Origin of the sequence: Rhizobium leguminosarum (genome assembly GCF_001679785.1) — a bacterium.
Lineage (GTDB): Bacteria > Pseudomonadota > Alphaproteobacteria > Rhizobiales > Rhizobiaceae > Rhizobium > Rhizobium leguminosarum_R.
This window is the reverse complement of the sequence record NZ_CP016289.1, coordinates 377,070-402,350: the sequence shown is the minus strand read 5'-3', so window position 1 is coordinate 402,350 and position 25,281 is coordinate 377,070. Positions and strand designations below refer to the sequence as shown.

General features: G+C 55.0%; 23 protein-coding genes and 8 pseudogenes. 12 read left to right on the top strand and 19 right to left on the bottom strand.

Features of this window, described 5'->3' with window-relative positions; translation table 11 throughout:
- Positions 1 to 30 precede the first annotated feature (30 nt).
- The 9 genes from BA011_RS43080 to BA011_RS43065 all read right to left on the bottom strand — a co-directional run bounded on the left by BA011_RS43080 (position 31) and on the right by BA011_RS43065 (position 8,311).
- Complete coding sequence (locus BA011_RS43080; RefSeq protein WP_186806612.1) at positions 31 to 1,290, bottom strand: YcaO-like family protein; 1,260 nt, start codon at positions 1,288 to 1,290, stop codon at positions 31 to 33.
- 61 nt (positions 1,291 to 1,351) lie between these two features.
- Positions 1,352 to 2,686: a YcaO-like family protein gene (locus BA011_RS33445; RefSeq protein ID WP_151343715.1), complete on the bottom strand. Its 1,335-nt coding sequence runs from the start codon at positions 2,684 to 2,686 to the stop codon at positions 1,352 to 1,354.
- Positions 2,687 to 3,367, bottom strand: a complete 681-nt coding sequence (locus BA011_RS43075; RefSeq protein ID WP_151343714.1) for a hypothetical protein — start codon at positions 3,365 to 3,367, stop codon at positions 2,687 to 2,689.
- Between the two features lie 3 nt (positions 3,368 to 3,370).
- Complete coding sequence (locus BA011_RS33435; RefSeq protein ID WP_065284013.1) at positions 3,371 to 4,198, bottom strand: SagB/ThcOx family dehydrogenase; 828 nt, start codon at positions 4,196 to 4,198, stop codon at positions 3,371 to 3,373.
- Positions 4,199 to 4,200: 2 nt separating this feature from the next.
- On the bottom strand, positions 4,201 to 4,959 hold the full coding sequence (locus BA011_RS33430; RefSeq protein WP_065284012.1) for an SAM-dependent methyltransferase: 759 nt from the start codon (positions 4,957 to 4,959) through the stop codon (positions 4,201 to 4,203).
- Between the two features lie 31 nt (positions 4,960 to 4,990).
- Complete coding sequence (locus BA011_RS33425) at positions 4,991 to 6,166, bottom strand: YcaO-like family protein (protein ID WP_186806611.1); 1,176 nt, start codon at positions 6,164 to 6,166, stop codon at positions 4,991 to 4,993.
- A 132-nt stretch (positions 6,167 to 6,298) separates the two neighbouring features.
- Entirely contained in the window at positions 6,299 to 7,282 is a 984-nt protein-coding gene (locus BA011_RS33420; RefSeq protein ID WP_186806610.1) for a TOMM precursor leader peptide-binding protein, read from the bottom strand.
- A gap of 273 nt (positions 7,283 to 7,555) precedes the next feature.
- Entirely contained in the window at positions 7,556 to 7,741 is a 186-nt protein-coding gene (locus BA011_RS43070) for a hypothetical protein (protein ID WP_151343712.1), read from the bottom strand.
- 30 nt (positions 7,742 to 7,771) lie between these two features.
- A complete protein-coding gene (locus BA011_RS43065) occupies positions 7,772 to 8,311 on the bottom strand; it encodes a DUF1579 family protein (protein ID WP_151343711.1) in 540 nt (179 codons plus the stop codon).
- A gap of 326 nt (positions 8,312 to 8,637) precedes the next feature.
- Here BA011_RS43065 and BA011_RS33410 point away from each other — a divergent pair, with 326 nt between their 5' ends.
- The 4 genes from BA011_RS33410 to BA011_RS33390 all read left to right on the top strand — a co-directional run bounded on the left by BA011_RS33410 (position 8,638) and on the right by BA011_RS33390 (position 10,612).
- Positions 8,638 to 8,928 (top strand): hypothetical protein, encoded by a 291-nt coding sequence (locus tag BA011_RS33410; RefSeq protein ID WP_151343710.1) that lies wholly within the window; start codon positions 8,638 to 8,640, stop codon positions 8,926 to 8,928.
- Positions 8,929 to 9,349: 421 nt separating this feature from the next.
- The gene (locus BA011_RS43060; protein WP_151343709.1) at positions 9,350 to 9,787 is read left to right on the top strand and encodes a hypothetical protein; all 438 of its coding nucleotides are present in this window, start codon (positions 9,350 to 9,352) and stop codon (positions 9,785 to 9,787) included.
- A 187-nt stretch (positions 9,788 to 9,974) separates the two neighbouring features.
- Positions 9,975 to 10,256 (top strand): toxin-antitoxin system TumE family protein, encoded by a 282-nt coding sequence (locus BA011_RS33395; RefSeq protein ID WP_065284005.1) that lies wholly within the window; start codon positions 9,975 to 9,977, stop codon positions 10,254 to 10,256.
- Positions 10,253 to 10,612 carry a hypothetical protein gene (locus BA011_RS33390; protein WP_065284004.1) on the top strand — a complete coding sequence of 120 codons (360 nt, stop codon included), beginning with the start codon at positions 10,253 to 10,255 and terminating at the stop codon, positions 10,610 to 10,612. Before BA011_RS33395 ends, BA011_RS33390 begins: the two co-directional genes overlap by 4 nt.
- A gap of 61 nt (positions 10,613 to 10,673) precedes the next feature.
- Here BA011_RS33390 and BA011_RS45535 read toward each other — a convergent pair.
- Positions 10,674 to 10,805 (bottom strand): annotated as a pseudogene (locus tag BA011_RS45535) (WGR domain-containing protein); the annotation flags it as partial.
- Positions 10,806 to 10,901: 96 nt separating this feature from the next.
- On the opposite strand from BA011_RS45535, the pseudogene BA011_RS45530 reads away from it, so the two are divergent.
- The 4 genes and pseudogenes from BA011_RS45530 to BA011_RS33370 form a co-directional block, all read left to right on the top strand.
- Positions 10,902 to 11,168, top strand: a pseudogene (locus BA011_RS45530) (IS6 family transposase); the annotation flags it as partial.
- Between the two features lie 389 nt (positions 11,169 to 11,557).
- The gene (locus tag BA011_RS33380) at positions 11,558 to 13,645 is read left to right on the top strand and encodes a recombinase family protein (RefSeq protein WP_065283428.1); all 2,088 of its coding nucleotides are present in this window, start codon (positions 11,558 to 11,560) and stop codon (positions 13,643 to 13,645) included.
- A gap of 126 nt (positions 13,646 to 13,771) precedes the next feature.
- Positions 13,772 to 15,394, top strand: coding sequence for an IS66 family transposase (gene tnpC / locus BA011_RS33375; RefSeq protein ID WP_065284003.1), 1,623 nt, complete (start codon positions 13,772 to 13,774; stop codon positions 15,392 to 15,394).
- The gene (locus BA011_RS33370; protein ID WP_065284002.1) at positions 15,394 to 15,690 is read left to right on the top strand and encodes a hypothetical protein; all 297 of its coding nucleotides are present in this window, start codon (positions 15,394 to 15,396) and stop codon (positions 15,688 to 15,690) included. The genes tnpC and BA011_RS33370 overlap by 1 nt, the downstream gene beginning before the upstream one ends.
- A gap of 13 nt (positions 15,691 to 15,703) precedes the next feature.
- Here the strand turns inward: BA011_RS33370 and istA are convergent.
- From istA to BA011_RS33340, 7 genes and pseudogenes are all read right to left on the bottom strand, one after another.
- A pseudogene (gene istA, locus BA011_RS33365) lies at positions 15,704 to 16,483 on the bottom strand (IS21 family transposase); the annotation flags it as partial.
- Between the two features lie 395 nt (positions 16,484 to 16,878).
- Positions 16,879 to 17,199, bottom strand: coding sequence for a thioredoxin (gene trxA, locus BA011_RS33360; RefSeq protein ID WP_065284001.1), 321 nt, complete (start codon positions 17,197 to 17,199; stop codon positions 16,879 to 16,881).
- Between the two features lie 87 nt (positions 17,200 to 17,286).
- Positions 17,287 to 17,730: pseudogene (locus tag BA011_RS33355) on the bottom strand (glutamine synthetase); the annotation flags it as partial.
- 198 nt (positions 17,731 to 17,928) lie between these two features.
- Positions 17,929 to 18,738 (bottom strand): 2OG-Fe dioxygenase family protein, encoded by an 810-nt coding sequence (locus tag BA011_RS33350; protein ID WP_065284000.1) that lies wholly within the window; start codon positions 18,736 to 18,738, stop codon positions 17,929 to 17,931.
- Positions 18,735 to 18,863, bottom strand: coding sequence for a hypothetical protein (locus tag BA011_RS46175; protein ID WP_257785323.1), 129 nt, complete (start codon positions 18,861 to 18,863; stop codon positions 18,735 to 18,737). Before BA011_RS46175 ends, BA011_RS33350 begins: the two co-directional genes overlap by 4 nt.
- A 405-nt stretch (positions 18,864 to 19,268) precedes the next feature.
- A pseudogene (locus tag BA011_RS43045) lies at positions 19,269 to 19,436 on the bottom strand (IS6 family transposase); the annotation flags it as partial.
- 54 nt (positions 19,437 to 19,490) lie between these two features.
- A pseudogene (locus BA011_RS33340) lies at positions 19,491 to 20,194 on the bottom strand (IS6 family transposase).
- 93 nt (positions 20,195 to 20,287) lie between these two features.
- Here BA011_RS33340 and BA011_RS33335 point away from each other — a divergent pair.
- On the top strand, positions 20,288 to 21,169 hold the full coding sequence (locus tag BA011_RS33335) for a LysR family transcriptional regulator (protein WP_065283998.1): 882 nt from the start codon (positions 20,288 to 20,290) through the stop codon (positions 21,167 to 21,169).
- A gap of 30 nt (positions 21,170 to 21,199) precedes the next feature.
- Positions 21,200 to 21,280, top strand: a pseudogene (locus tag BA011_RS43040) (IS6 family transposase); the annotation flags it as partial.
- A gap of 56 nt (positions 21,281 to 21,336) precedes the next feature.
- Here BA011_RS43040 and BA011_RS45520 read toward each other — a convergent pair.
- A pseudogene (locus BA011_RS45520) lies at positions 21,337 to 21,479 on the bottom strand (IS6 family transposase); the annotation flags it as partial.
- 169 nt (positions 21,480 to 21,648) lie between these two features.
- Between BA011_RS45520 and BA011_RS44595 the strand changes: the two are divergent.
- The gene (locus BA011_RS44595) at positions 21,649 to 23,313 is read left to right on the top strand and encodes an IS66 family transposase (RefSeq protein WP_065283997.1); all 1,665 of its coding nucleotides are present in this window, start codon (positions 21,649 to 21,651) and stop codon (positions 23,311 to 23,313) included.
- Positions 23,314 to 23,319: 6 nt separating this feature from the next.
- Here the strand turns inward: BA011_RS44595 and BA011_RS33325 are convergent, their stop codons facing one another.
- Entirely contained in the window at positions 23,320 to 23,523 is a 204-nt protein-coding gene (locus BA011_RS33325; RefSeq protein WP_186806609.1) for a hypothetical protein, read from the bottom strand.
- A gap of 109 nt (positions 23,524 to 23,632) precedes the next feature.
- On the opposite strand from BA011_RS33325, the gene BA011_RS33320 reads away from it, so the two are divergent.
- Positions 23,633 to 25,279, top strand: a complete 1,647-nt coding sequence (locus tag BA011_RS33320) for a Mu transposase C-terminal domain-containing protein (protein WP_065283527.1) — start codon at positions 23,633 to 23,635, stop codon at positions 25,277 to 25,279.
- Positions 25,280 to 25,281: the final 2 nt, after the last annotated feature.

Below are 25,281 nucleotides of genomic sequence, written 5' to 3'. Positions count from 1 at the left end.
ACGACAGCAGGGCCAATTCGCAGCTTCCACTTATGGCAAAGGAATTGGAGCATGATGAACGTTTGCCTTGCGCGGGCTTTCTGCCCAATTACGTGTCTTTGGCACGGTCAGTAAACGCGGATGGCCGAGCGGACGGCATTGATTGCCGAAAGCAAGAGGAACGAGCGATGGAGCGATGGCGCGAATCGCTACCCATCCCAATTCCTTGAATTCTTGTGGCAGGATGGAACGATAGTAGAGGGATATTCTGTTCTTTGCCAAACTGCCTTTTAATCGCTCCAGATATTGAGAGTGCGAAAGGCCGGGCTCGGCTTCGTAAACTTCCTTTGGCGGCAGAGTTGGTTCTGTCAAAATATATGCCGCCGGTAGCATTTCCTGGAACCCGTAGAGAACCGCTTGCCACATTGGCTCGACAGCGTTGCAAGCAAGCGGTAAAATGTTCTCGAAGATCGTTGCCGACTTTTTGTGCTCATCCCGCATCCATAGCCACACGGCTGTCGCTTCATCCAAGGCTTTTTGACAAGCTTCGCTATGCGACAGGGCTGCGCCTGCTCCAAGTGCCAAACAAGGCCGGCGTCGCGCGCGGTCCAAAATAACGCAAGCGGCAACCGGAATGCCAAGGTCGGTTGTCATATCCCGTAATATGACGTCCTGATTGGCTTTCCCCAATTGTTTAATGGTTTGCTGGGTCTCTTTTAAAAGATACGATGCTGAATTGGGAATGCATGGCGTTATTGCTTGTGTTTCCCAAATGATCGACAGTGCATCCCGCTCGACTAACTCTAGTATAGCGGATATCAGTGCTTGCGTCTCGTTTCTGTGGGCTGCGGCACCTGTTGAGCCCATCAAGCTGATGTGCGATGGTTTATGCAAGAGCAATAGATCTACAGGCACATAAACGGGTGTGTTATCAATAAGATTGTACGCCTCTATCCAATCATAGGTACTATCTGTGAAACCCGTCCAAGGAAAGTCTTTGCGAGCACATTGGTTTTCTGAAAAGAGGGGCATGGCTGCCATGTCTAGAGCTTGTCCCGGTAAGTCGTGGCGGGTACCACGCCTTAACATTTGTGGGGCTGGTGGACATAGCAGGGAATACCGTTCAATGAACTCGCCGAGAGCTTTCAAGACTGCCAGATTGCGCTTAGTGGAAAAGCCGGATGCGTTGACCGGAGACCGCAGTCGGTTGTGACCCTGGATCAGTAAATTGTGATAGGCCGCTAAATCTCCCGGCATCCTCAGTGTTTTTACCGAGAAGGAAGGACCAAGAACTTCGGCGATATATTTCAATACAAAGTCCGGGCCCGGGCACCGTTGGGGGAATAAGGCTGACATTGAAACCAAAACCGTGCTAAGGGAAAGGATGTGATGACTGCAATAGGTCCTTCACGTTCAAGTCTTCGGCTATCCGGCCCAGCTTCTTCGGAATATTCAGGAGACGAGGGTGCGCCAACGGCCTTAAGAGGCCCAAGGACTGTCTTATCAAACTGGTCGAAACAGCGCGGACAACATACAGTCCGACCTCCTCCGCTTCGCATTGCGTCAAGTTGAATAAACAAACGTTGTGGCCGGAATCAGTCAAAAGCTTTCGAAGCTGGCGCAAGTCTCCCTGATTATATTGTTCCGGCACTAAGGCTTCTAGTCCAACATAATTGGAATTCTGTTGGAGTAGAAAACTAAAATGATGACTATTTTGAGGGTCTGCATAAAATAGAGATTGCAACGAAAAATCTGTATGGCGCCGGTTTTGCAAGGATTCAGCATCAAGTTTTCGAATACCATTGACGCATAAATAAGCGGTGGAACGCCAACTGGTAATCGCCTCTGAAATTGCCCGTTCAAGCGCTTCATAAGGGCTAAGGCGGGCGGCGGTTCCGATTGCAAGGGCGGGCAGGGATGTTTCATTGATGGCAATGGCGATCACGGCCGGTATGTTTGTATCGTTGGTCAAGTTGAAAGCTCGAAGCTGAAGCCCGTTTTGTTCTGCTGCGACAACCGCGGGAACTGCTTTTATTTCATCGGGATGAATTTCAGCAACCTTGGCCCGAGTTTCCCAAACCATGGTCCAAGCGTCTCTCTCGACCAGCTCCAGGATGGCCAGGGCCGCGGCTTTGTCCTTAGTGCGAGCGCAGCTTGTCCCTGTAGAGATAAGATCGGTGAAAATTGGTTCCTGGCTAAGGTGGCGATAAGGCAGATAGACCAGTGACGCGGGCAAATAAGCTTCCGCTCGGTCAGCTAGAGACCAACCTTTTACCCAAGCGATGGGCTTCTCAAAATCGGGCTTAGCAATGGGAAAGGTGGGGTCGGCATATTGCGAATCCAGATAGAATAAAAGCTCCTTTGCGGAGGAGAAAGATAATGGCATCTGCTCGAAAGGCAGAACTGTGAAATCATTGGGATTATAGTTGGACAGGCTTGTGCGCTCAACCGCCTCACCAATGGCTGAGGCGTAGGCCCATTGCCAATTGGCACTGCCACCGCCGAACACCCGTTCGGGCGCGAGATGACGCCCCCACTTTTTCCCGCCCGTCGCCAACCAGTTTCGGGTAGTATATCGATCTGGAGAAGCACGACGTTCAAGACATGAAGAAGCCAACCCAATCTTTGAACTGATCAAGGGTCTGGAAAAAGTGAAGGTTTGATAAGCAGGCACTTCCGGCATGCTGGATGTCGAGAACATCGTCATTCACCTCTGCAAGAGCGAAAACTTTTCTTCAATGGAGACATAGTCCTCGAAGCCAAGATGGTTCTGCCAATCATATAAAATCTTGAAAAGGGAGTCGCCGGTCGCTCTGTCGATGGCCATGGGAAAGGATGCGTCGCTTTGGCTTTGCAGGACAGCTGCGAAATGGCTATATCGATTAACGCAGAATTCCATCACGGACGCTGAAACCGCATGTGCAAGGCGGCCTTCTAGCAGAACGAAACGCCCAGGCGCTAGTGGCCCAGGATCCCCTATCTGTTGATGCAAAAAATCCGATAAAGGCGGCAGCTCGTCGCGGTATGCACTTAAAACTTGCGAAAGAGTCTCTTGCGGGAAAAGTAAATGGCTACAACCTGCTGAGAAGAGGCAGCCGACATAGTTTGCCAGCCCCTCAGCCAAAAACAAGGACGAAAATGGTAGAAGGCCATGGCATATCTCATGAGCAACAACGTCTGTCTGCAGGCTATCTGGTGATAGGTTGATCTCAGGGCAGCCTTCTCCATAACAAGTATAGGAGACGCTGTTGGCATTGGAGTGCAGTTTAAATCGAAGTGGCGTTATAGAAGCGCCAAGCTTGCAAGCAACCTCTGATACAAGCGACGTTAGCCAATAACTCAGCTGTTGTCTGTCTTCAAATTGCTGGGGAGTATGGCGAGACTTCATAAATCAAACACACCCTCCAATTGCTGTGTAGAGGATGGATTCTTCAATGCCATCAACGTTAATGAGCTTTTCCAGGCGACGATCGAAGAAACCGTTTATCGGGATGATCGATAAGCCTAGGGCCTGCCCCACATACATAACGTTGTGGATCAGATGGCCGGCTTCGATATTTACAAGGCGGTAGGCTCTTTCACCATATTTGAAGGAAGTTCGCTTGAAGATAGCCGTGACGAAAAAGCAAACGGCGGCTTTTTCCAGCATCTTTTCCCCCAGATAAGCCTCCTTTACCTTGGTGCGCACATCCCCGCTCTCCAAGCAATTGATGCATTGGTTTCGCACATCAAAGTGATAGACTCCCTCCTCGACGCCCTCGACGTTGAGTATGATTGGGTAAATCTCCAGAGGATAGAGCCCCCCACCGGATGGGTATGTACGCCCATCCCTGCTTGTATTTTCTCCAATACCAATGGCGCCGTTGATACCTGCTCCATAGACAAGCAAAGTCGACAGTTCTTCCAGGGTTATCGGCTTTTCAAGCAACTTGCGGTTTGTGCGCCTGCTTTTAATCAATGTTCCTATGGGCGTATCCAAATTCTCCCAGGTGGCAGGCGTGAGATTAATACGCGGGAAGTAACCATAACTTTTGGATTTACCGGCAACTGCATTGATTATTTCCATCACCGCGGGCGAGCGTTTCGGATCCTCCGCGCCAAAGCTAAAGAGAAACTCGCTTGTTTTGGTTGCTTCATGGTAGTCCTGAGATAATCGGGTCTCAAGATCACTTGGTTCGACGAACCAATATCGGGAAACGCCCTGAGGTGACTTAGCCATGTCTAGTGATCCCCACCATGTGCAAATGTTAAATGGAAGACGATCTCCGCCGCTCGACGGCTTTTATACCCCGATCGGGATAGTTGCATCAAAAGGGGAACCAGATGGGTATTTTGAGCGATAAGCGTCAGAGCCTTCTCGCTTCTTTCTTCATAGCCGCCAAGCCCCCCAATGGCGAGCCGGTAGTGATCGATCCTGGCATTGAAGAGCCATTGCTGGATTTGTTCCGGCTTTGGTGCGGCTGCAAGTTGGTCTAACAAGAATTGTTGGTGCACCTTGGAGGGAATACGGCCGAGAATATGCCGGGTTAATTCCTCGTCAATGTTGCCGATGAAATCGACGAAACAACAGCGGCCTTCTGGCGTCAGATTGCGTTTGAGCCAAGTTAGAAACGCTGGCGGATCAGGCATAAGGCGCAGCACAGAATACACTAAGATCAGATCATATTTCCTGGCCGCCTGTGGAAAAGTGCGGAAATCTAGGCGCCAAAGCGGTGCCGGAATATCTAGTCTATCGGCTTTTTCGGTGAGTGACTGTCGTCCTAGCCATTCAGCTGGTGCTCCATCCAGGATGGTGGGGTCATTTTTGCTAACCTGCGCCAACGATAGCTCTTCAAACAGCAAGCGTGGCAGGTAGCTATAGCTTTTCTCGTACTCTATCGTGTGCGCGTGAGCTAACGGGTCTTCATACCAGTGGCAGGCCTGTTGCCTGACTAGCGAGAATGTTCTGGTCTCGTTCGTGTAACTAACACCTTTTTGCAAGTAGCGATCCTCCGCATAACGGTAATCTTGATCACGGGAAGGGGTGTGGATCAGGATTAAATCCGAAATCCTTTCCGTGGGCACGACCAAGGGCATCTGCGATTGTAACCAGGCGTGGATTCAAGATCGAGCGGACATTCCCCCGCGTTAGCGGTAGAAAGCCCGGAATAACGACGCGGATTACATAGAGGCCCAATGCCGCAGCTGAAGGATGGGTAATATCCGCGTAGATACAGATTGCCCTGACTGATCCAAGCCGTTCCAGCGCCCATTCAAGCTCAGCGTTGCTGACCGATTTGTCCGGAGGATTGGCAAAACGGACATCATCTTCTTTTGGTGCTTCAAAAAGGAAGCGACATTTTTCCGTTGCTTGAGGGAAGCCATAAAGATAAGCGTGATCGGACGGCTCTGGTAGTAATGTCATTCTATCTTGAGCTTCTTTATAGCTCGTTCCGTCCACATAAAGACGTGTGCTGATCCAGAAACTAGTCAACAAAGCCTCTTCAAGGGCGCGAAAACTCGCCTCCTCCCACGTAGCACGTGCAGCAGCTCCAAAAGAAATTGCTGCCTGATAGCCGGTTTTGTCGGCAATGGCAGCTAGGGCTACCGGAACGCCAGTGTCAGTGCTCAGGGCGACAATGGAAACATCAAAGCCCCGGCTTTCAATTTGCCGCAGCAGTGCTATACTTTTGCTGTCCAGGGGCTTCTTGATACCTGCCCACCGGTTTTCCCAATGAACTACAAATGCGTCTCGCTCAATGACTTCGTAAATGCCTGACAGGATCGCTGCATTTCTCTCGCGGGAGGTTGCAGTTCCTGTAGAGGTGTTGGCGTAGAGCAATTTCCCGTCGGGGGTATGAGCCGCGGCATTTGGGAATAAGCTAAACGCTGGTATGAGGCAGAGTTTGCCGGATGCGAGCTCGGACCCGTGGTGCCATAGTATTTCCATTTCCTCATGCCAACGAACAAGAGGGAAGGTTAATTGATCAATCCCTTGTAAAAGCAAATTGGGATCGAGTTCACCATCCTTTCCTGTATATCGTCCGGCTGTAAGTCCGAGATACTGATGCTGTCGCAACGAGAGACGCTCAAGCGCCTCTCCAATCGCAGCAAAAAAGGCTCGGTTTTTGGTTAAGCCGCCCCCGGCAGCAACAATCTCCTTTTGCTGAGATATGTCCCTTACGCTAGCAGTAACCGCATGAAGCATCCCATAATTACCGGGCACCCGATGAAAACTATAGCGGGTGAGGGGGCCAAAACGGTGCGACTTATGTAAAGCCAGATGAAGGCAGCTGTAGCTTAAGGGGATGTCCTGTAGCGGTTGTGCCATCGTTGCTGATCACATATCCCAGGTTTTGCAGAAAGGTTGGTTAAGGTGGGTGCCGCAAGTATCGCAAAAGGGCACGCGCAATAGCCTGTGACGTTCAGTTTCGAGATAGTTGAGATCAATGACGACCAAGGTTTGGAATGTAGCGGGATGCCCGACCCGGGCGATGGCTTTTTGCGCTTCTGCTGTGATGAACCCACTGGCGACCTGCAAAGTCGACGATGGGGCATCCGGTGCGCAAACAATCTTGTTGTGTGCCAAAGATTGTTTGAACGAGGCGAACTCTTCAGGATAAGGTAGATGTTGTTCTTCTCGCAATTCCAAACAGCGATAGCATCCAGTTTCACCCGGCACAAATAAGGGGCCGATGAAAGCCTGATGCCCGTCCATGTAGCCGCACAGCCACGGCTGTTGACCACCTGACAAACTGATCGCGTTTACTTTGGGAAAGAGACGTAGCCGCTCAATTGGATCGTCAGCGACAGCGATGACAAAATCCGCGGTTCCCAGCCTCCGCTTCAAATCCTCGTCATCGCTATACGGAGAGTATTCGAATCCCGCGAAATCAGGACGGTTCTCTCCGGAAGAAGTGGCTTCCTTGTTGACGGCCCAACTTATCGATCGGAGGGATAAGTCAATCAGACCGGACAGAACCTTTTCTGCAAGTCTGCCTTGACCAACCAACGCCACATCGCAGGCTTTGAGCTTTTCAAAGGCCTGTTCTGTTTCGTCAAAAACGTTGAACAAGTATTGTCTTGTGGGTGAGGATACTCGCTCATCCCGCTTTGACAGCGTGTCTGAAACGGCGTTTTCGTCGGTATAAACAACGACGCCAAGATTCAAAAAGTGATGAAGAGCTTCTTCAACATAGGCCGGTGGATAAGACGCCTGCAAATCAGTTTTCAGCTTTTCTTCCGTCTGTGGCCCATCATCAAGATGCTTTTTAAGTTCATCTAATAAGATAGCTAATTCGCGACCACCTCTGACTTTTCGCAAAATGGTCGCCCTATGACCTATGAGAAAGCCATCATCAATCGGTATGGTCCAATTTCGAGGTGAAAGTCGGAGCAAAGTCATTAACGGTTAACCTGCCATCATTGTAACTATTGACCTACAAAGAAGTATCCGATCGAGACCACGCATTTCCGACTGGATCGCGCATCCCGTTGTACTAGGAAGATGATGAAAAATCGGAAGATCTCAAAAGCCCGCAACGCTCAGGTCATGGCAACCTCTATAAATATTTGCCATGGCCAAACCTAATAGTCGTTAGGAGGTCGAGCAAGTGGTGCAGGTCGTGCGGTAAAATACAACATCACTGTTTGCATCAATCTGACATTCGTCGTACTCAATCACTTCGATATCAAACAGAGGTTTGTCTGTCTTCGCCAAAATAGTTTCGTTTTTTCCGGTTGTGGGCGCGACTGTCAGCGTATCCGAAACTACGTTGTTCATTTCGTTCACTCCGATGAATTTTGCGGTTCGCTATACGCGGGAAAAGATCAGATGACGGACTTTGGACTCTTTCCCGCCGTGCGCCGTCAGATGTACTTCCATTTCGAAGCGGTTTTTGCCCTTGATGTTTAGAATATGGCGATATTTTTCCTTGCTATTGCGGTCATAGCATTCTACCTCGCCAGCCATTTCAAGGCGATTGTCACCGTTCTTATAGGATGCTTTGGACGAGCCAAAGCTGCCGTAGCTGTTGTAAAAGCTTTCATTCATTGTTCTTTTGCCGTTTGCGTCCGCCAAGCCAGCGGCATAACCAATGATGCAGCCTCCGGCCCATCTGTCGTTGGAGCTTTCACCGGACCAGTTCAAGTGAAAATATCGCCCATCGGCCGTTAGGCTTATTTCGGCCGTACCAGTGGTATCCAGCTGGGTAGTGGGGTCATTGGCAGTATCTTCTGGGTAATAGGGCCAGATCTTGCCTTCAAATTTCCACGCACCACAAAGGTCTTTGTGAAGCGGTTCAAGTCCTATAAAAGCATCAGGACCATAATGTTGCTGCACGCTGAAAGCCATGAGAAGAACTCCTCTATTAGGTGCGCTTGCGGCTCGACGCGTACTTCAAAGTTAGAAGTATCTAAAATCAATATTTAGACGTTTTCTTCATGAAGTTGCTATCAAGCACCGGATATTGGCTGCAACGCCGCCCCAAACGTGAGTGCGTTTGAGTGGTACTATGCGCCGCAAAATCTAATTATGAGTATTTTAGGATCTAGTAAATGAGTAAATTTGCTCACTTTGTGAATTGATCGAAACAAAAGAATTTGCTCGGATGCCGCTATTCGCATCATGAGGACAAAAGGGCTTCCGGCTATATCACCACGGCGGAAGCCCGCGAGATCATGCGGCACGTCGGGGCGGGCGAGCCCGACGAGCGCGGCGCGATCATTCGCGCCTTCAGCGCGCCCATCGTTTGCCGACAGGAGAAGGGCAGCGAGCATTGGCCGATCAATACCGGCCGACTGTGCGCCGAGGATGCGGCGTGGGGGATGATTTTCGGGATCGAGGACGGCTGGTTTCGCTATGACCGGTCCGGCTTTCTGCAATGGTCCGAGCTTGGCCGCGAGCGGTATGCGGCAGGCGAGAGCATGACCTACATGGAGGCGAGCGGCCAAGCTGCTTTCGCGTTCTGACCATGCGGTTTCGTTGCTCCCGTTGCGGGGAGGGGTGGCCCGACCATCCCTACACCCGCGTCCCTTGCCCCATATGCCATGTGAAGGCGGGAACATGGTGCAAGCGTCCGTCCGGTCATCGCGCCGCCGAGCTTCATATCGACCGCGAGCACGCCGCCCTTGCGGCCGGCGCGGCGCAGCTATCCCTCGATCTGCAGGGCATTCATCATGGGTGATAAGAGCGTAGAGGACTCCCATCGGCGGCACGGAACCGAAAAACGAACCTGACCGCCCCGCCTTGAGCGCGGACGGTCAATGGCGTGCCGACTATCGGAAGGCGCAACATCAGCGACCGCTTGCCGGGATACAGCCCGACCTATTCGGCGGTCCCGCGATCGAGCATCGCTATCGGAACGCGCCGCACCGTTTGCAAGACGGCTGGATGCCCGACTACGAGATCGAGCGGTTTCAAGACCTGACGCCTGAGCAGCAGGCGCAGCGTCCTGCCGCCGATCCGCAAACGCCGAGGACGCACCACCATCAACGGCTGCGAAACATGGCGGGAATGGGATGGCACGATGTTCACGACCACCCGCGATCGCCTCACGCGCAAGCGCATCATGCCGCTCTTTTCGAAGCGCTCATAGGAGGATCGCCCATGCCGACATTGCGAAACGTGCGCATCGATCTTGACCCCGTGGACCGGGCCACCATTACCGCCGCGTTGATCTTCTGGCGCGATGCGGAAACCCGCCCGGACGAGTTGGAATATCTGTCATGCGGGTTGGCGAATTCGCCGCCCTCGATGCGCAGGGTATCGACAAGCTCGCCGCCGCGATCAACCAACGGCGACCTTCCCGGTGATGACGCGGGGAATTGACGGGGATGATCGAGGATCAGGAGAGGAGGGCCGGAACCGGCCCTTCTCGAGAGGAACGGTTTTGGCCGAAACATGCGCTCCTGGAGCCTGCATCGGGGCGTCGAACCCCGGCGCCGGCTTTGCTGCGCAAGACAGCCCATCGCTGTTGTTCTTGACAACAACGATGGGTGATGTTATTAAAAACAACATGGAAGCCGTGCTGATCGAAAAATCCAGAACCGCCGTCAGCGATACGGCATTTTTCGAAACGGTTCTGTGGCATGTGCCGATACCCGTGCCCGGCAGCAACCACCATTTCAAATATCGTCTGGCGCTGATCGTCAACGGCGAGTGCGTCATGCGTTATGACAATGAGCGCGGCAAGGGCGATCATCGCCATCTCGGTGATATCGAGGAACCGATAGAATTCACAACGCTGGAAGCATTGTTCGATGCGTTTCAGGCGGACATGGAAAGGATACTCGCATGAGGACGCTCGTCATCAGACTAAGCTCGATTGCCGATGCCAAGGCCCGCTTCGTGAATGCGGGGCAGAAGGCATTGGAAGGCGTCGTCGTTCCCGCTACGCCGTCGGTGAATTTTCCAAGCTACGACGACATGCACAGGGTTCTTGCGCCGCCGCGGCTTGCGATCGTGAAGGCGATGGCAGGGCAGGGGCCGCTGGCGATACGGGAAGTCGCCCGACGTGTCGGCCGGGACGTGCAGGCCGTCCATAAGGACGTGACGACGCTTGTCAACGCGGGTGTCCTGGACCGGACTGACGCCGGCGTCGAATTCCCCTATGACCAGCTTCATTTCGAGTTCGATGTGAAGGCGGCCGCCTGATCCGGTCGCCAATCAGGCCATCGTTTTCTGGCCGCACTGGGGTTTCGGTTTGTATCCGTGCGACCGCCCCTTCCTCCCGATGGAAATGGTGGACTTCCCTCTTGCCACCAGAGCCGATGCGCCCCCAGCGCCGCGTCAAGCAGGCCTCCCCAAACAACGTCGGCTCGATTGACATGGCGTAAAATCGGGCCATGTTTTTCGAAGCGTCGAAGCGTTCGACATTGAGCTGGTAGTGTTGCGGGTACTGTCACATTGATTGCGGTAAGGAAATTGAGGTAGCAGCGCGCCCATGACCGTGAGTGCACCGACCTACAAGAACCACCGCTATCCGATCGAAATCGTAGCCCGTGCTGTCTGGCTCTACTTTCGCTTTAATCTGAGCCTGCGCGATGTCGAGGAAATGCTGCTCGATTTCGGGATCGTCGTTTCCTGCGAGACCATCCGCCGATGGTGCCGAAAACATGGCCTTGATTATGCGCGCCGCATACGCCGCAAGGCGCCGACGAAAGGCGATGTCTGGCACCTCGATGAAGTCGTGGTGCGCATCAACGGTCAAGCGACGGCCTACAGAAATATCCCTGCTTGTGAGTCTGACGAATCATCACCGGACAAGATCGAGGTGCTGGATCCGAGCCATCCGTTATTTGGACGCTCCTTTAATGTAATCCGTGAGGTGGGACGTAGAGGCGGCAACTTCGCGCCTTCGTATGAGGTTGAACATCGTGGTGGATCGACCTTGCTGATACCCGTGTCAGCGACACAGGGATATGTCGAAGCCACGAATCAGATTAAACTTAGCGTTGAGGCAGTTCGGGATCTTATCGCGGTGGCGGAAACTCTCGAAGGTCATGATGATCGAACCGAAGAACCTGTGGGCGACGTTATCACCCGCGTTGCGGCGTCAGATTCTCGACGACGTCGCCGCAGTTCTGGCGGAGGTATGTCATGAAGTCCGAACTGGTCAAGCCCACCCATCTGGCACGCAGAGCGGTTGTTTACGTCCGTCAGTCGACACCGCATCAAGTCATAAGCAATCAAGAGAGCCTACGGCTACAGTACGCGCTCCGCGAGCGCGCTCGTGAACTTGGCTGGCATGAAGCCGATATTGACGTTATCGATGCCGATCTCGGCATCAGTGGGGCCTCTACGACCGGCAGGAACGGCTTTAAGGAACTCGTCGGACGGGTTGGTCTGAGTGAGATCGGTTTGATCCTGTCGATCGACGTGACCCGACTTGCTCGCAACTGTTCGGATTGGTATCCGCTGCTTGATATCTGCGGCCTGCGCGGCTGCCTCATTGCCGATCGCGATGGCGTCTATGATCCCGGCAGCGCCAATGGTCGTTTGCTTCTCGGTCTGAAGGGAACCATCTCAGAGCTTGAGCTGCATACAATCCGGAGCCGTTTGACCGCAGGTCTGCTTGCCAAGGCTGAGCGCGGCGAGCTTGCCCTCATGCTGCCGGTTGGTTTGGTGCGCGATGCGAGCGGGGTGGTCGTAAAAGATCCTGATCTAGGTGTTCAGGAACGGCTGGAGCTTGTGTTCCGGACATTCCTGAAGTTCCGGACCGTCGCCAAGGTCATGCGCGTCCTAAATGATCGGGACCTTCCCCTGCCGCGCCGCGACCGGTTTGGCGAACTACGCTGGGCGCGAGCAACGGTCTCGGCGGTGGCCCGGATCTTGAAGAATCCCGCCTACGCCGGTGCCTTCGTTTATGGACGGACCCGCTTTCGCGCCGCCGGGCGTGACGGCGGTTCAGAGGCGAAAACACCCAAGGATATTAAAGACTGGCGGATCATCGTGAAGGATCGCTACCCCCACTACATCGACTGGTCAACCTATGAGAAGATCCGCGATATTGTGCGAGACAACAGAGCCGAATACATGCGTGCCAAAACCAGGGGAGCTCCCCGTGATGGCGAATTGCTGTTGCACGGCATCGCCTGGTGCGGGCGATGTGGCTACAAGATGTACGTCCGCTATAAAGGTGGCGGAGAGTATGCTTGCAACCACCTGCATTCCCACTCTGGCCTGCCGGACTGCCAGCGTGTCCGTGCGGCTCAGATCGATGCAGCTGTGGCGGACGCTTTCCTGGCCGCGTTGGCGCCTGGGGAGCTTGACGCGCTAGCGCGGGCTCGGCAGGCACAACAGCAGGTCAACAAGGCCTTGCGCGCTGGCGCTGAACGGGAGCTTGAGCGCAAGCGCTACGCCGCGGCGCTGGCAGAACGCCAGTTCAATCGCGTTGACCCTGATAATCGTCTGGTCGCCTCCGAACTCGAGCGTCGATGGGAAGCAGCGTTGAGCGAACTTCGCGCTGCTGAAGATGCCGTTGCCCAACGAGCATCGACTGAACCCGCCAAGCGCACTGGGTTTAGCAAAGACCTCAACAACAAGGTCGTTGCGTTATTCGATAGCCTTCCCCAAATCTGGGCCAACGATGCGACGACCGACGCTCATCGCAAGGCACTATTGCGGTGCCTTGTCGAAAAAGTCGTCCTTGACCGCGGTGAGCGCGACGTTGCTTTGGCGAGGATCGTGTGGCGTGGCGGCGCCGTGACTGATCTCCACGTCAAAATGAAAGTCAATTCCGTCGCCAAGCTCACGCGCGGTGAAGAACTGCGCGCGCGTCTGCTGGAGCTCGCTCTGACGGGCGTGCCCGACGATCAAATCGCTGAAATACTGACGCGCGAAGGACACCATTCACCCAATTGCGAGGACAAGGTTTTGCCGATCACAGTGCAACGCCTCCGCCTTGCAGCGGGCATCAAGGCAAAGGCGCAGCGCAACAGATGGACACACGAACCTACTTTGCTCAGCGCCGTACAACTGGCCGCCAGGCTCGATATTCCTGTCAATTGGATTTACGTCCAAATCAGGCGGAAGCGCCTGCTCATCGACCAGCAGTCAACCGGAGCATATTTGTTCCAAAATTCCCCAGCGGTCGTCAACGCGGTTCGCGACCTTCGTAACCGCACCATTAATCACCTCGATCTGAGAATCATTCAGCCTCACCAGGAGGGGCATCAACATGCGTAGTCGTGGGAAGGGATCGATTGGCGTCGTCCTGATTGGGGTGCGCCACCGGCCCGTGTCGGGTGATTTTATCCCACTGAAACCACTGGTTTTTATGGAAATTTATCCTGACTCGTGGTAGTCAGGATCATGTCTAGCGCGACGACAAATCTTCCGGACGATCCAGCCTTTCTCAAGGCAATGATTGCCGCTTTACAGGCGGAAAATGCGAAGATGTCGGCCACATTGCAGGCGCATGACCAGTTAATCCAAACGCTGCGGCTGCGCATTGCCAAGCTGAAGAAACAGGTCTTCGGCAAGTCCTCCGAAAAGATTGAGCGTGAAATCGAGCAGTTGGAACTGGCGCTTGAGGATCTGTTGATCGCCGCCGCTGAAGGCAGTACGGCGCCAATCGATGAACCTGATGAGGCGGCGTCTGTTGTTCCCTTGGCGGATACGTCTGAAAAGATCATGCGCCGGCGCCCACGCGTCTCGGACAAGGCGGTTCGCGAGCGCCGAGAGCTCGATCCTGGCTCCTGCTGCCCGGAATGCGGAGGTGAATTGCGTCTTGTCGGTGAGGACGTCAGCGAAATCCTCGACATGATCGCCGCGCAGATGAAAGTCATCGAGGTTGCTCGACTGAAGAAGTCCTGCCGCTGCTGCGAGAAAATGGTACAGGTGGCAGCACCCAGCCGCCCGATACCGGGCAGCATGGCGGGCGCCGGCCTTCTTGCTTATATTCTGGTCTCGAAGTTTGACGACCATTTGCCACTGTACCGGCTGAACGAGATCTTCGCCCGCATGGGCGCCGACATTCCCGACAGCACGATGGTTGATTGGTGTGGTCGCGCCATGCAGGTGCTTCAGCCTCTCATCGAGCGGATCGAAACGGCGATTATGGCAAGTGACCTCCTTCATGCCGACGACACCCCGATCCGAGTGCTGGATCGCTCGCTGCGAGACAAGGGGTTGGGCAAGGGTGTGAAGAAGGGCAGGATCTGGACGTATGTCCGCGATCAGCGTCCATGGGTGGGGACTTCCCCGCCCGGTGCAGTCTACTATTTTGCTCCTGACTGGAAAGAAGAGCACGTGCACCGCCACCTCAAGCAATCAAGCGGCATCCTTCAGGCTGACGGCTACAAAGGGTATGGCAAACTATACTCGCCTGGAGAAAAGGGAGAATCTCGCTTCAAGGAAGCCGCCTGCTGGGCTCATTGGCGACGAGACTTCCACGACATCTGGACATCAAACAAGTCGGAGATTGCGCGAGAGGCTCTCGATCGCATCGGAGCGCTTTACGACATCGAGCGTGGCATCAACGGGCAGCCTCCTGAGATCCGTCTTGCTGCGCGTCAAAAGCAGAGCAAGCCTAAGGTCGATGCATTCCGCCACTGGGCTGAAGCTCAACTCACGCGCATTCCGGGCAAAAGCGATCTGGCGACAGCTTTCCGCTACGGATTGAGCCGATGGTCTTCGCTCTGTCTGTTCCTCGAAGACGGCCGCGTCGCGATCGACAACAATGCCGCCGAGCGGGCACTACGTCCGATAGGCGTGGGAAGACGGAACTGGCTCTTCGCGGGAGCCGATACGGGAGCGGAGACCTTGGCACGCGCCATGACGATCATCGAGACGGCAAAGATGAATGGTCTTGATCCGCAGGCCTATCTGGCTGACGTGCTCGATCGCATCCACGATCACAAGATCAATCGGTTAGACGAATTGCTTCCGTGGAACTGGTCGGCGATCACCACAGTCGACGCAAAGGCAGCCTGATGGCGGCAGTCACCTACGTCCGTACGATCAAATTTGTTGCCGAAATTCTCGAAGAGGACCCGGAGCTTCTTCAGGCAATCGTCTCCAACGATGATAATCTGAGCTACGGCAGCATCATCTCCGTGTACACCGGAGACGACGAATCCGTGACCGCACTGACAGACGACGGCATGGACGAATTGGAGCAGATGCTCAAAGACGCCCGCCGCTCACCCCAAGAATGGAACGACTTCCTCGACAGCTTTGTTGACGACGAGCTGCTCGTCGCTCGCATCAAAGCAAAATCTCGGCGGTAGCAATCGGGCGGTTACTGAACGTCTTCCATGTCGCAAACTGCGGGATCGGAACCATGAAGTTGCGTCGGGCATAGCCGACGAGACCCTCGACGTTCCCCTTGTCGTTGCCTTTCCCCGGACGGCCATAGCGGTCCCGGATCAGGTAGTGAGACAGGAAACCGCTGAACAGCGCCGCCCGCTTGCGGGTGCCATCGGGCAGGATCTTCGCCACAAGGCAGCGATCATTGTCGTAGACGATCGATTGCGGCACGGCTCCGAAGAAAGCAAACGCATGGATGTGGCCATCGACCCATGCCTCCGATACCGCCGCCGGATAGGCCCGCACATAGCAGCCGTCGCTGTGCGGAAGATCGAGCACGAAGAAACGCGCCTTCTGCTCGACGCCGCCGATCATCACCATCGCCTCGCCGAAGTCGGCCTGCGCATGACCCGGCGGATGTGACAACGGCACGAAGACTTCCTGGCGCCGCTGATCTCGCTCACGCATGTAATCCTTGATGATCGTGTAGCCGCCGGTGAACCCACATTCATTGCGCAGGCGGTCGAACACACGCTTGGCCGTATGGCGCTGCTTGCGCGGCACCTTCATATCCTCGTCGAGCCAATGCTCGATCGTCGAAACGAACGCATCCAGCTTCGGTCGCCGGATCGGTGATCGCCGCTGATAGCCGGGTGGCGTCGAATACGACACCATCTTCGCGACGCTGTCGCGCGATATGTTGAAATGCTTTGCTGCCTGACGCTGCGTCATCCCTTCGGAAACAGCCAGGCGAACCTTCAGATAAAGTTCCACGGTGTAGATCCCCTGTCCCTCCTGCGTTCATTGCAGAAAGGAAATAGGTGGCCGGATTTTACTCCGCCCGCGGCCGGATTATTCCGCCGCTACCGTGGCCGACTTTTGCACCGCCGCTCTCATCGGCGGCGGTGACGTCAAATGTAATCCCGGAGCGCATGGCGGATCGTCGCACACTCGAGAACCCATGGGAATCCAAATCGGACTCTTTTGTCTCGATCAATCCACTAGAAAATTGAGGTGTAGTAACTCCAGTCCCTAAAATCACTCCGGATGGACAACCTTCTCAAGGTTTATATGTAGCCGACAATGGCACCCTCGAAATGGCGACTGCGATAAAAAATATCCGGTCGTACCGGCCTTTTCCTCAATGGATAGTAATTGGACGATATCACTCAGACAGCGCTCAGAATCCAGTTCGAAAGAACGGTCTTCGGCCTTTCGCCGGCCAAGATATCGACAACTTCGCCGCGCTTAAAGATTACAAGGGTCGGAATGGAGAGCACACCGAACTGCGCGGCGAGTTCCGGGTTCTCGTCGGTATTCAGTTTGGCGACTTTGACCTTGCCTTCTAACTCGACGGCGATTTCTTCGAGGACGGGAGCAATTCTCTTGCAGGGGCCGCACCATCCGGCCCAGAAATCGACGAGGACGGGGTCTCCGGATTCCAAAACTTCCGACTGGAAGTTATTTTTATCGACTTTGACAACAGGCATGTGCAGCTCCTTTAAAGGGGATTTGGGTCATGTGATTGCGCGATCTAAATGTCATGATGTCGACCTATGTCACACCTCTTTCTGTCATTAGACGGAGTAGTACATCTGGAATTCAACCGGGTGCGGGGTTGTCTCTAAGAGAGTGACTTCTTCCATTTTCAGCTTGATATAGCTGTCGATGAAATCGTCGTCGAAGACCCCACCGGCCTTGAGGAACGCGCGGTCGTTGCTGAGACTGTCAAGAGCCTCGGGCAGCGATCCGCAGACGGTTGGAATTTTTACCTTTTCGCACAGCGGCAGTTCGTAGAGGTCTTTGTCGATCGCCGGGCCGGGATGGATCTTGTTCTTGATGCCGTCGAAGCCGGCCATCAGCATGGCGGCGAAGGCGAGATACGGGTTGGCGGCCGGATCCGGGAAGCGGACTTCGACGCGCTTGGCCTTCGGGTTGGAGCCGAACGGAATGCGGCAGGCGGCCGAGCGGTTGCGGGCCGAATAGGCGAGCAACACAGGCGCTTCGTAACCCGGGACGAGACAGCCGCGAAAGGACGAACCGTCGATCATGAAACCTTCAGTCATTATGTTCGTGTCGATTATTGCGACGTCGTATGTCATGTGATGCAACTTGCCGCCCATGTCGGTGAAGCGGAAGTCGATTTCTTGAACGTCGTTATCCTTGATAAGCTTGAGCAGCCTTTTTAGGGGGTCCATGTCGCCTGGTCCTTCGCGGCGTTAATCAGAAGTCAGCTTAAGTCCCCTTGGGACGGCAGCATTTTCAGTGGGCTTGATGTCGGGACGATTTCTCCTCTCGCCTGTCTTTTGAAGCGGAATGAAATCCAGAATCAAAACATCCCGGAAGGCGAATGTATTATTTTCGAAAATCTCTACAGGGGACAATTTATGATAGACGGATTCATCGTCTATAATGTAGTTCTCCCCCATTTCCCGCATCAGGAAACTATCTAGTTCGGATTTTTCATTGTCGGCGATGTGAACACGTCCGCCGTCAGCGCCGCAATACGTCAAGAGAACCACTGAAATGAAGCGCTCACCGTCCTTGTGATAACCGGGCGGGCTGGTCTCACACCGTTGCCCGGGCAAGGCGCAGTAGCGCATGACGTGGAGATTGACCTGATAAGCCTGCCCGGCATTCGAGAGCGGCAATCTGGCTACCTGCTGCGATATCAGCTTGTAAATGCCGACATCGGTGGAGAGATCGGCTGCAAGCGGTGCATATCGGCGCTCAACACCGCCCAGTTCCGGATTGTGCGACACATCCTGAAAATAGGGTCGAACTTCTCCAAGATGACGGACCTCAACGCCCGTGCCGGTCACGAGGGCGCTGTATTGGTCAAAACTGCGATAACGTTTGCCAGTCCTGTACCATTCATCTGCCGGCAGATCCCACGAGCCAGATGCCATGCGCGCGAGCATATATGCGAGATCTCGGTCCAGTTGCAGCGGCCTTTTTGTGTAACCGCGAGCTTCGATATCTGCGCGAGCATCGGCGTGATGCGAAAATTCAACGAGAATGTTTTTCACCGAATGGCCTCCACAATCTGTACTGCTACCGCAAATCGGCAACTGACGAACATCGTACCGTCCGTTTCGGGAAGTGGCATCTCAATACGAAGTTTTTGCCACACAAAGCGATCGGTTTCAGCCATGACGGTTTCCTTTGAGAGTGTCATTGAGTGGAAGGTCTGGGTCTCTAAGAAAGGCATTCGCATCGGGTTTCTCTCCAAACGTTCTTCGGCGGATATCGGTCTTCGGCGGCCGCGAGCTCGCCATAGCGCGGCGGCCCGAACACCTCCTGGAGTCGACGTCTCCTCCTGTTTAAGGTGAGTATTCTTATATTGTTGTATGAAAGCATCTTGACGGTTTTTCTGATGTATGACGTTGATAATCCATCATTCATACCAAATATCGCTTATGCTCGTCAAGTCGAAGTGCACTTTGCCGCGCAAAAAAACTCACCGCTCCATCGGAGCCGGCCTTTCGTCAGCCTCATTGAGTTTGGTTTTGTCGCAAACTTTTTAAAAGGCTGCAGAAGCGGCCATCGCTGGACACAGTTATGCCGCGAGTGCGGCGAATTGCTGAAATGCCGATTGGCCACTGGTTGAAAATTGGCGCTTGCGGATCATGTGAGCCACCTCGATCCCATCCAGTGTTGCTGACGATGACTGAAAGGATTTGAAGCCCTTCATGGGGCGGGTCAGCTTCTTGATAAACCGGTAGTCCGGTGTTTTCACGTTAAGTTTCTCTGGCTGGAAAGGTCAGCGGCTCGTGGATATTCAGGCGACACAGGCCGCAATTTTCCATGCATCGAAAGCTTCGAGCCGATGGTAGCGAATTGTTTGCGCGGCGCGGCGACGGGACGGAACTGAACTGAAAAGCAATTGCGGGTCGCTGAGTGCATGGAGACGAACCGTTGCAACGTGCCTGGTGATCGGTGGCCTTGCATGGTTCGTTCCCGTTTTCGAAACGGCAGATGGCTGTTCTCGGCCCGATTATTGAGGCCCTTGTGCGACCAATGGTCAAGGCCGGGTGCCACTTCCGCCTTTGCTGCACCGTAGGAGCGGAGCTTATCGGTGATGATCCGTTTGGGAGCAAAGCCATAGCGCTTCATTAACGCCACCAGCACGCGCTTCGCTGCCCTTTTATCACGCCGCTTCTGCAATATCTCTTCGAGAACGGTGCCATGTTGATCGACCGCACGCCAGAGCCAGAATTTCTCTCCAGCGCATTTCACAACGACTTCGTCCAGATACCAAATATCGCCGGGGCGCGCCTGCCGCCGCAAATTGCGTGCGATCTGGGGTCCGAACTTGGCGATCCAGCGGCGGACTGTCTCGTATGACACGTCGATTCCACGCTCGAGCAGCATTTCCTCAACTTCACGCAGACTAAGGTTGAACCGCAAATAAAGCCAGACCGCGTGAGAAACGATCCGTGGCGGAAAACGGTGACGCTTGAAGCTGATATCTCGTGTCTGCATCGCCGAAATCTACGCCCAACCCGTCAGGCAGGCAACCGCAGCCCAGTTAACGTGACAATACCCCTAAATCTTCTCGTCGCTCTCAATGCTTTGATGACAGAGCGAAGGCTCACGGCAGCAGCGCGCAGCATTAACCTCAGTCAACCGGCCATGAGCGCAGCCATTGGCAGGCTTCGCGCCTATTTCAACGACGAGCTATTTGTGATGCAGCAACGCAAGCTCGTCTCCACGCCGCGAGCCGAAGCGCTTGCCCCTGCAGTTCGCGATGCTCTTCTGCATATTCAGTCTTCTATCCTTGCTTGGGACCCACTAGTTCCGGCAGAGTCGGACCGGCGTTTCAGGATCATCCTTTCCGATTTCATGGCACTCGTATTCTTCGAAAAGGTCATAAAGCGGGTGGCGCGCGAAGCACCCGGCGTCAGCTTCGAGTTGCTCTCCCTCGATGATGATCCGGACGAACTTCTCCGCAGTGGCGATGTGGATTTCTTGATCCTTCCAGATTTGTTCATGTCAGCCGCCCATCCCAAGGCTAAGCTGTTTGACGAGAAACTGGTATGTGTCGGCTGCCCTACCAACCAGCAGCTGCGAGGAAAGCTTTCCCTTGAGCAATTCATGTCCATCGGACATGTTGCGGCCAAGTTCGGTCGGACGCTGAAGCCATCCGTTGAACAATGGCTGTTGCTTGAGCACGGTTTTAAGCGGCGTATCGATATCGTGGTGCCCGGCTTCAACTTAATCCCATCATTGCTATTGGGGACAAACCGAATAGCAACGCTGCCCTTGCGGCTCGTCAGACATTTCGAACCCACCATCCGCCTCCAGATCGTCGATCATCCGCTGCCTTCCCTCTGGTTCACGGAGGCTGTGCAGTGGCCCTTGCTTCACAATTCCGACCCCGGAAGCATCTGGATGGGTTCTGTCGCAAAACTTTTCACCGGGTTTGCAACCAGTATGGTAGGCGTAGATCCGGGTTGAAGATGAGCAGGCAGATTGAGTTTCCCGATCATGGTCGATTTCAAAGGCAGTCATTACCCGAAAGACGTGATTTTATACGCGGTATTTTTCTACGTGAGATATGCGGTCTCCTAGGTTTTGTCGCAAACTTTTTAAAAGGCCGCAGAAGCGGCCATCGCTGGACACAGTTATGCCGCGAGTGCGGCGAATTGCTGAAATGCCGATTGGCCACTGGTTGAAAATTGGCGCTTGCGGATCATGTGAGCCACCTCGATCCCATCCAGTGTTGCTGACCCGCCCCATGAAGGGCTTCAAATCCTTTCAGTCTGCGTCAGCAACACTGGATGGGATCGAGGTGGCTCACATGATCGTACGTGGAGCAGATTCGGTGGCGGCGTTTCGGCGCCGGGCATAGAAAGTGTGCATAACCGTACGCTTTGAGAACAGTTTGTCGGCTTGGGGGATTCCCTGAACGGGGCAAATCATGATTCGATTCCGTCATGAAGAAACGGCTCCCCTCCCCCGAGCATGCCGACACGCTTTCGCTGAATGCGTTGCGCGGATTGGTGACGGGTCTTCTGGGGCGGTCGCAGCAGGCGGAAGCCAGGCTTGAGAAGCTTGAGGCCGAGACCATCCAACTGCGCGAAGAAAACGCCGCCCTTCGCCTGGAAAATACCCGGCTGAAACTCGAGAACCAGCTGCTGCGCGATGAGATCGCCCGGCTGAAGAATCTGCCACCGCGGTCGCCGTTTCGATCGTCCGGCATGGAAAAGGCAACCGACACGAAGCCTGACGAGAAGCCGGGCGCCAAGAAGAAGCCACGGGGTCCAAAACTGGATGTGAAGCGGGTGAGCCGGCGGCAAGTCTTGCGCGCCGATGTTCCCAGCGGCTCGCGCTTCAAGGGATACAAAAGCGTCTACGTCCGCGACCTTATCCTCAAGGCCGAGCTCGTGCATTATCGCCGCGAATGCTGGGTGACGCCGGATGGAAAGACGGTGCTCGCGCCGTTGCCAGTGGGGATCACAGGCGGTTACGGGGCAAACCTCAAGCGGCTGTGCCTGATGCTCCACGCGCAAGGACAGGTGACGATGGCGCGGCTGACGACATTGCTGAACGATATCGGTCTGGACATCTCCAAGCGTCAGATCGTGCGGCTTCTGACCAAGGATCTGGATGGCTTTGTCGCTGAAGATGCGGCGGTGCTGCATGCTGGCCTGGTGTCGTCAGCCTACGTGACGGTCGATGATACTGGCGCCCGCCATGCCCATGCCAACTTCCACACGACCCATATCGGCGGCGAGCATTTTACCATTTTCCGCACCACGAAATCAAAATCACGGCTGAACTTCCTGTCGCTGCTGCGTGGCAGTTATCTGGACTACGTGTTGAACGATGCGGCTATCGACTATCTGGAGGAACGCCATGGCGGTCCAGCATTGGCCGCCGGACTGCGGACAGTTGAACTGCAACACTTCTGCAACCAGGTACCGTTCATGGAGCATCTGGGCGGCAAGGGTATCGACATCTTCGACCGGCAGGACATTGGTACGCTTGCAGAGGCCGGCCTTTGGGGCTCGATCCGTCATCATGGTCTGGTGGGTGACATGGTGATCGTGTCCGACGACGCCGGCCAGTTCCGCGTCGGCAACCACGCGCTATGCTGGGTCCACGGCGAGCGTCTTCTGCAAAAGCTGATGCCGGCGACTGCGAAGGAGGAGCGCTGGGTCGCTGTCGTGCGCGATCTCGTCTGGCGTTTCTACAAGGCGTTGAAAGCCTATCAGCTGAACCCTTCCCCTCAGTCCGCTCCCGCGTTCCGAAAACGGTTCGATAGGATCTTTAGCCTGCGCACCGGCTATGGGGCACTCGACAAGTTGCTTGAGCGGCTGCATCGCCGTAAAAACGAGCTGCTAAAGGTGCTCGATTACCCGCAAACACCGTTGCACACCAATGCGTCAGAGAATGACCTGCGGACGTTCGTCACCAAACGAAAGATCTCCGGCGGCACCATGAGCCGCGATGGTCGTGTTGCCCGCGACACCATGCTTGGTCTCTTGAAGACCTGCCAGAAACTCAAGCTTTCCTTTTATCACTATCTTGGGGACCGGCTTGGCCTCGGCGGCGAAGCCATCCCGCAATTGGCAGGCCTTATCGCGGCGAAAGCCTGAACGCCGCTACCGCGTGCCGGGCTTCGTAAATGGCAGCACGCGCCCGTCCTTGGACGCCACCCCATCCAGAGCATGCCGACCGGTCAGCCTGACAAGCGTCGGTGAGACGTTCCAGTGCCTCTCGTCGTCGGTATGGATCGTGACGGTCTTGCGATTGCGGCGAATGACGATACCCGTAATCGTTCGGCCGTCGGGTGCCTCGAACATCACGGCTGTGGCTTTTAGTTTGCAATTTCAATCGGCCAAATGTCATGCGCTTGTTAAGCTTAGGCGGCAAAAATAGGGCAGGTTTTCGCTAACGATTTCGATGGGGCTGAGCATGCCAAAGCCATTTCAAGATCGTGGACCAGGCCATGACTCTTCTGATGTCCAATGGCTTACTGCACGCCGGACCGCTCGCGAGCTGGACCGTATTTTGGAAGCGGGCGGATCGCGAAAGGACGCTATAGCTCGAGCGGCAGCCGAACTCCGGCTGACATCGCGACAAGTCTATAACCTCCTGGCCCGTTATCGCGCAGAGCGGAAAGTAACTGCACTGCTGCCTCGCACTGGCTCCGATCGGCGCAAACGACTGCCGGAAGCGGTCGAAGAAGTCATCAGCGCGACGCTGCGCGAGCAGTGGCTTACGCTCGAGGCGCCGCCTCTCGCACCTGTCGTCGCCGAGATCCGCGCTCGATGTGAGGAAGCCGGCCATCCATTGCCGTCCTATGTATCAGTCGCACGGCGTATCCCGTCGTTGTTCTCGGTTGAAGAGATTGCGAAGAAGCGCTCGGCCAACCCGAAGCACGTGCTGCGGCTCAAGCCGCGACCGGGCTATATCCATGCACCAAACCCGCTCGACGTCTGCCAGATCGACCATACGCCGACCGACATAAATTTCGTGGAGGTTGTCGACGGGGCCGGAGTTTTCGTCGGCCGCCCGTACCTCACAATCGTCACCGATGTAGCGACACGTGCCATTCTTGGTTTCTGTCTCACCCTGGAAAAGCCGTCAGTCCTGTCCGTCGCGCTTTGTCTCGCGCAGGCGATATGCCGGAAAGATACGTGGCTCGCCACGCGCAATCTCAACTATGCCTGGCCAATGTTCGGTCGGCCGAAGCTGCTCGTTACCGACTCGGCCAAGGAGTTCAAGGGACACGCCTTCCAACGCGGCTGCGACGATTACGGCATCCGTATCCGCTATCGCGATCGTGGCCGGGTCCATCAAGGGGGCGTTGTCGAGCGACTGCTGGGCAAACTCAACGGAGTTCTTGGCACATATCCCGGCTCCTCAGGCCGCTCGGTGGCCGATCGCGACGAATACCCGTCAGAACGACGCGCTTGCCTGAGTTTCGCCGATCTGGAGCGCTGCGTAGCGCTGGCAATCATCGATCACAACCTCCAGGAAAATCCCAAGACGCTGAAGGTGCCGATTATCGAATGGCAGCGCGACAATATGGCCCTGCCTGATTGCAACGATGAGCCGCAGCAGGTGCTGTTGTCGTTTTTGCCCGGGACCGAACGGCAATTGTCGGCCCAAGGGATCAGCATGTTCGCCTTGCACTATTATTCGCCATGGCTCGGTTCCCTCGTTCCAGAGCGAGATCGGCTTGGAAAGTTGGAGGTGCGATACGATCCCCGTGACATCAGCCATGTCTACGTCCGTGACCCGGAAACCCGATTGTTTCGCCCGGTCGAGCGACGTGACGGCCACTTCGTGCCGCTGACCCTGTGGGAACATGATGCGGAGCGCGGGCGCCGACGCGCGATCAACCTGCGCTCGAGCGTCGACAAGGTGGCGTTTCGTCGTGAGATCGCAGCCATCGCCGCTGCTGCAAAGCCTTCTAAACGCGAGCTGCGCGATGCGGTGCGCAGAGCACATGCTGCCGCAGCACAGAAACCTTACGCTGCCACCGAGGCGCAAGCACCGGATCACAAAGCACATCCAATGCGACAGAAGAACCGGCTACCCGTGGAAGACTGGTGACC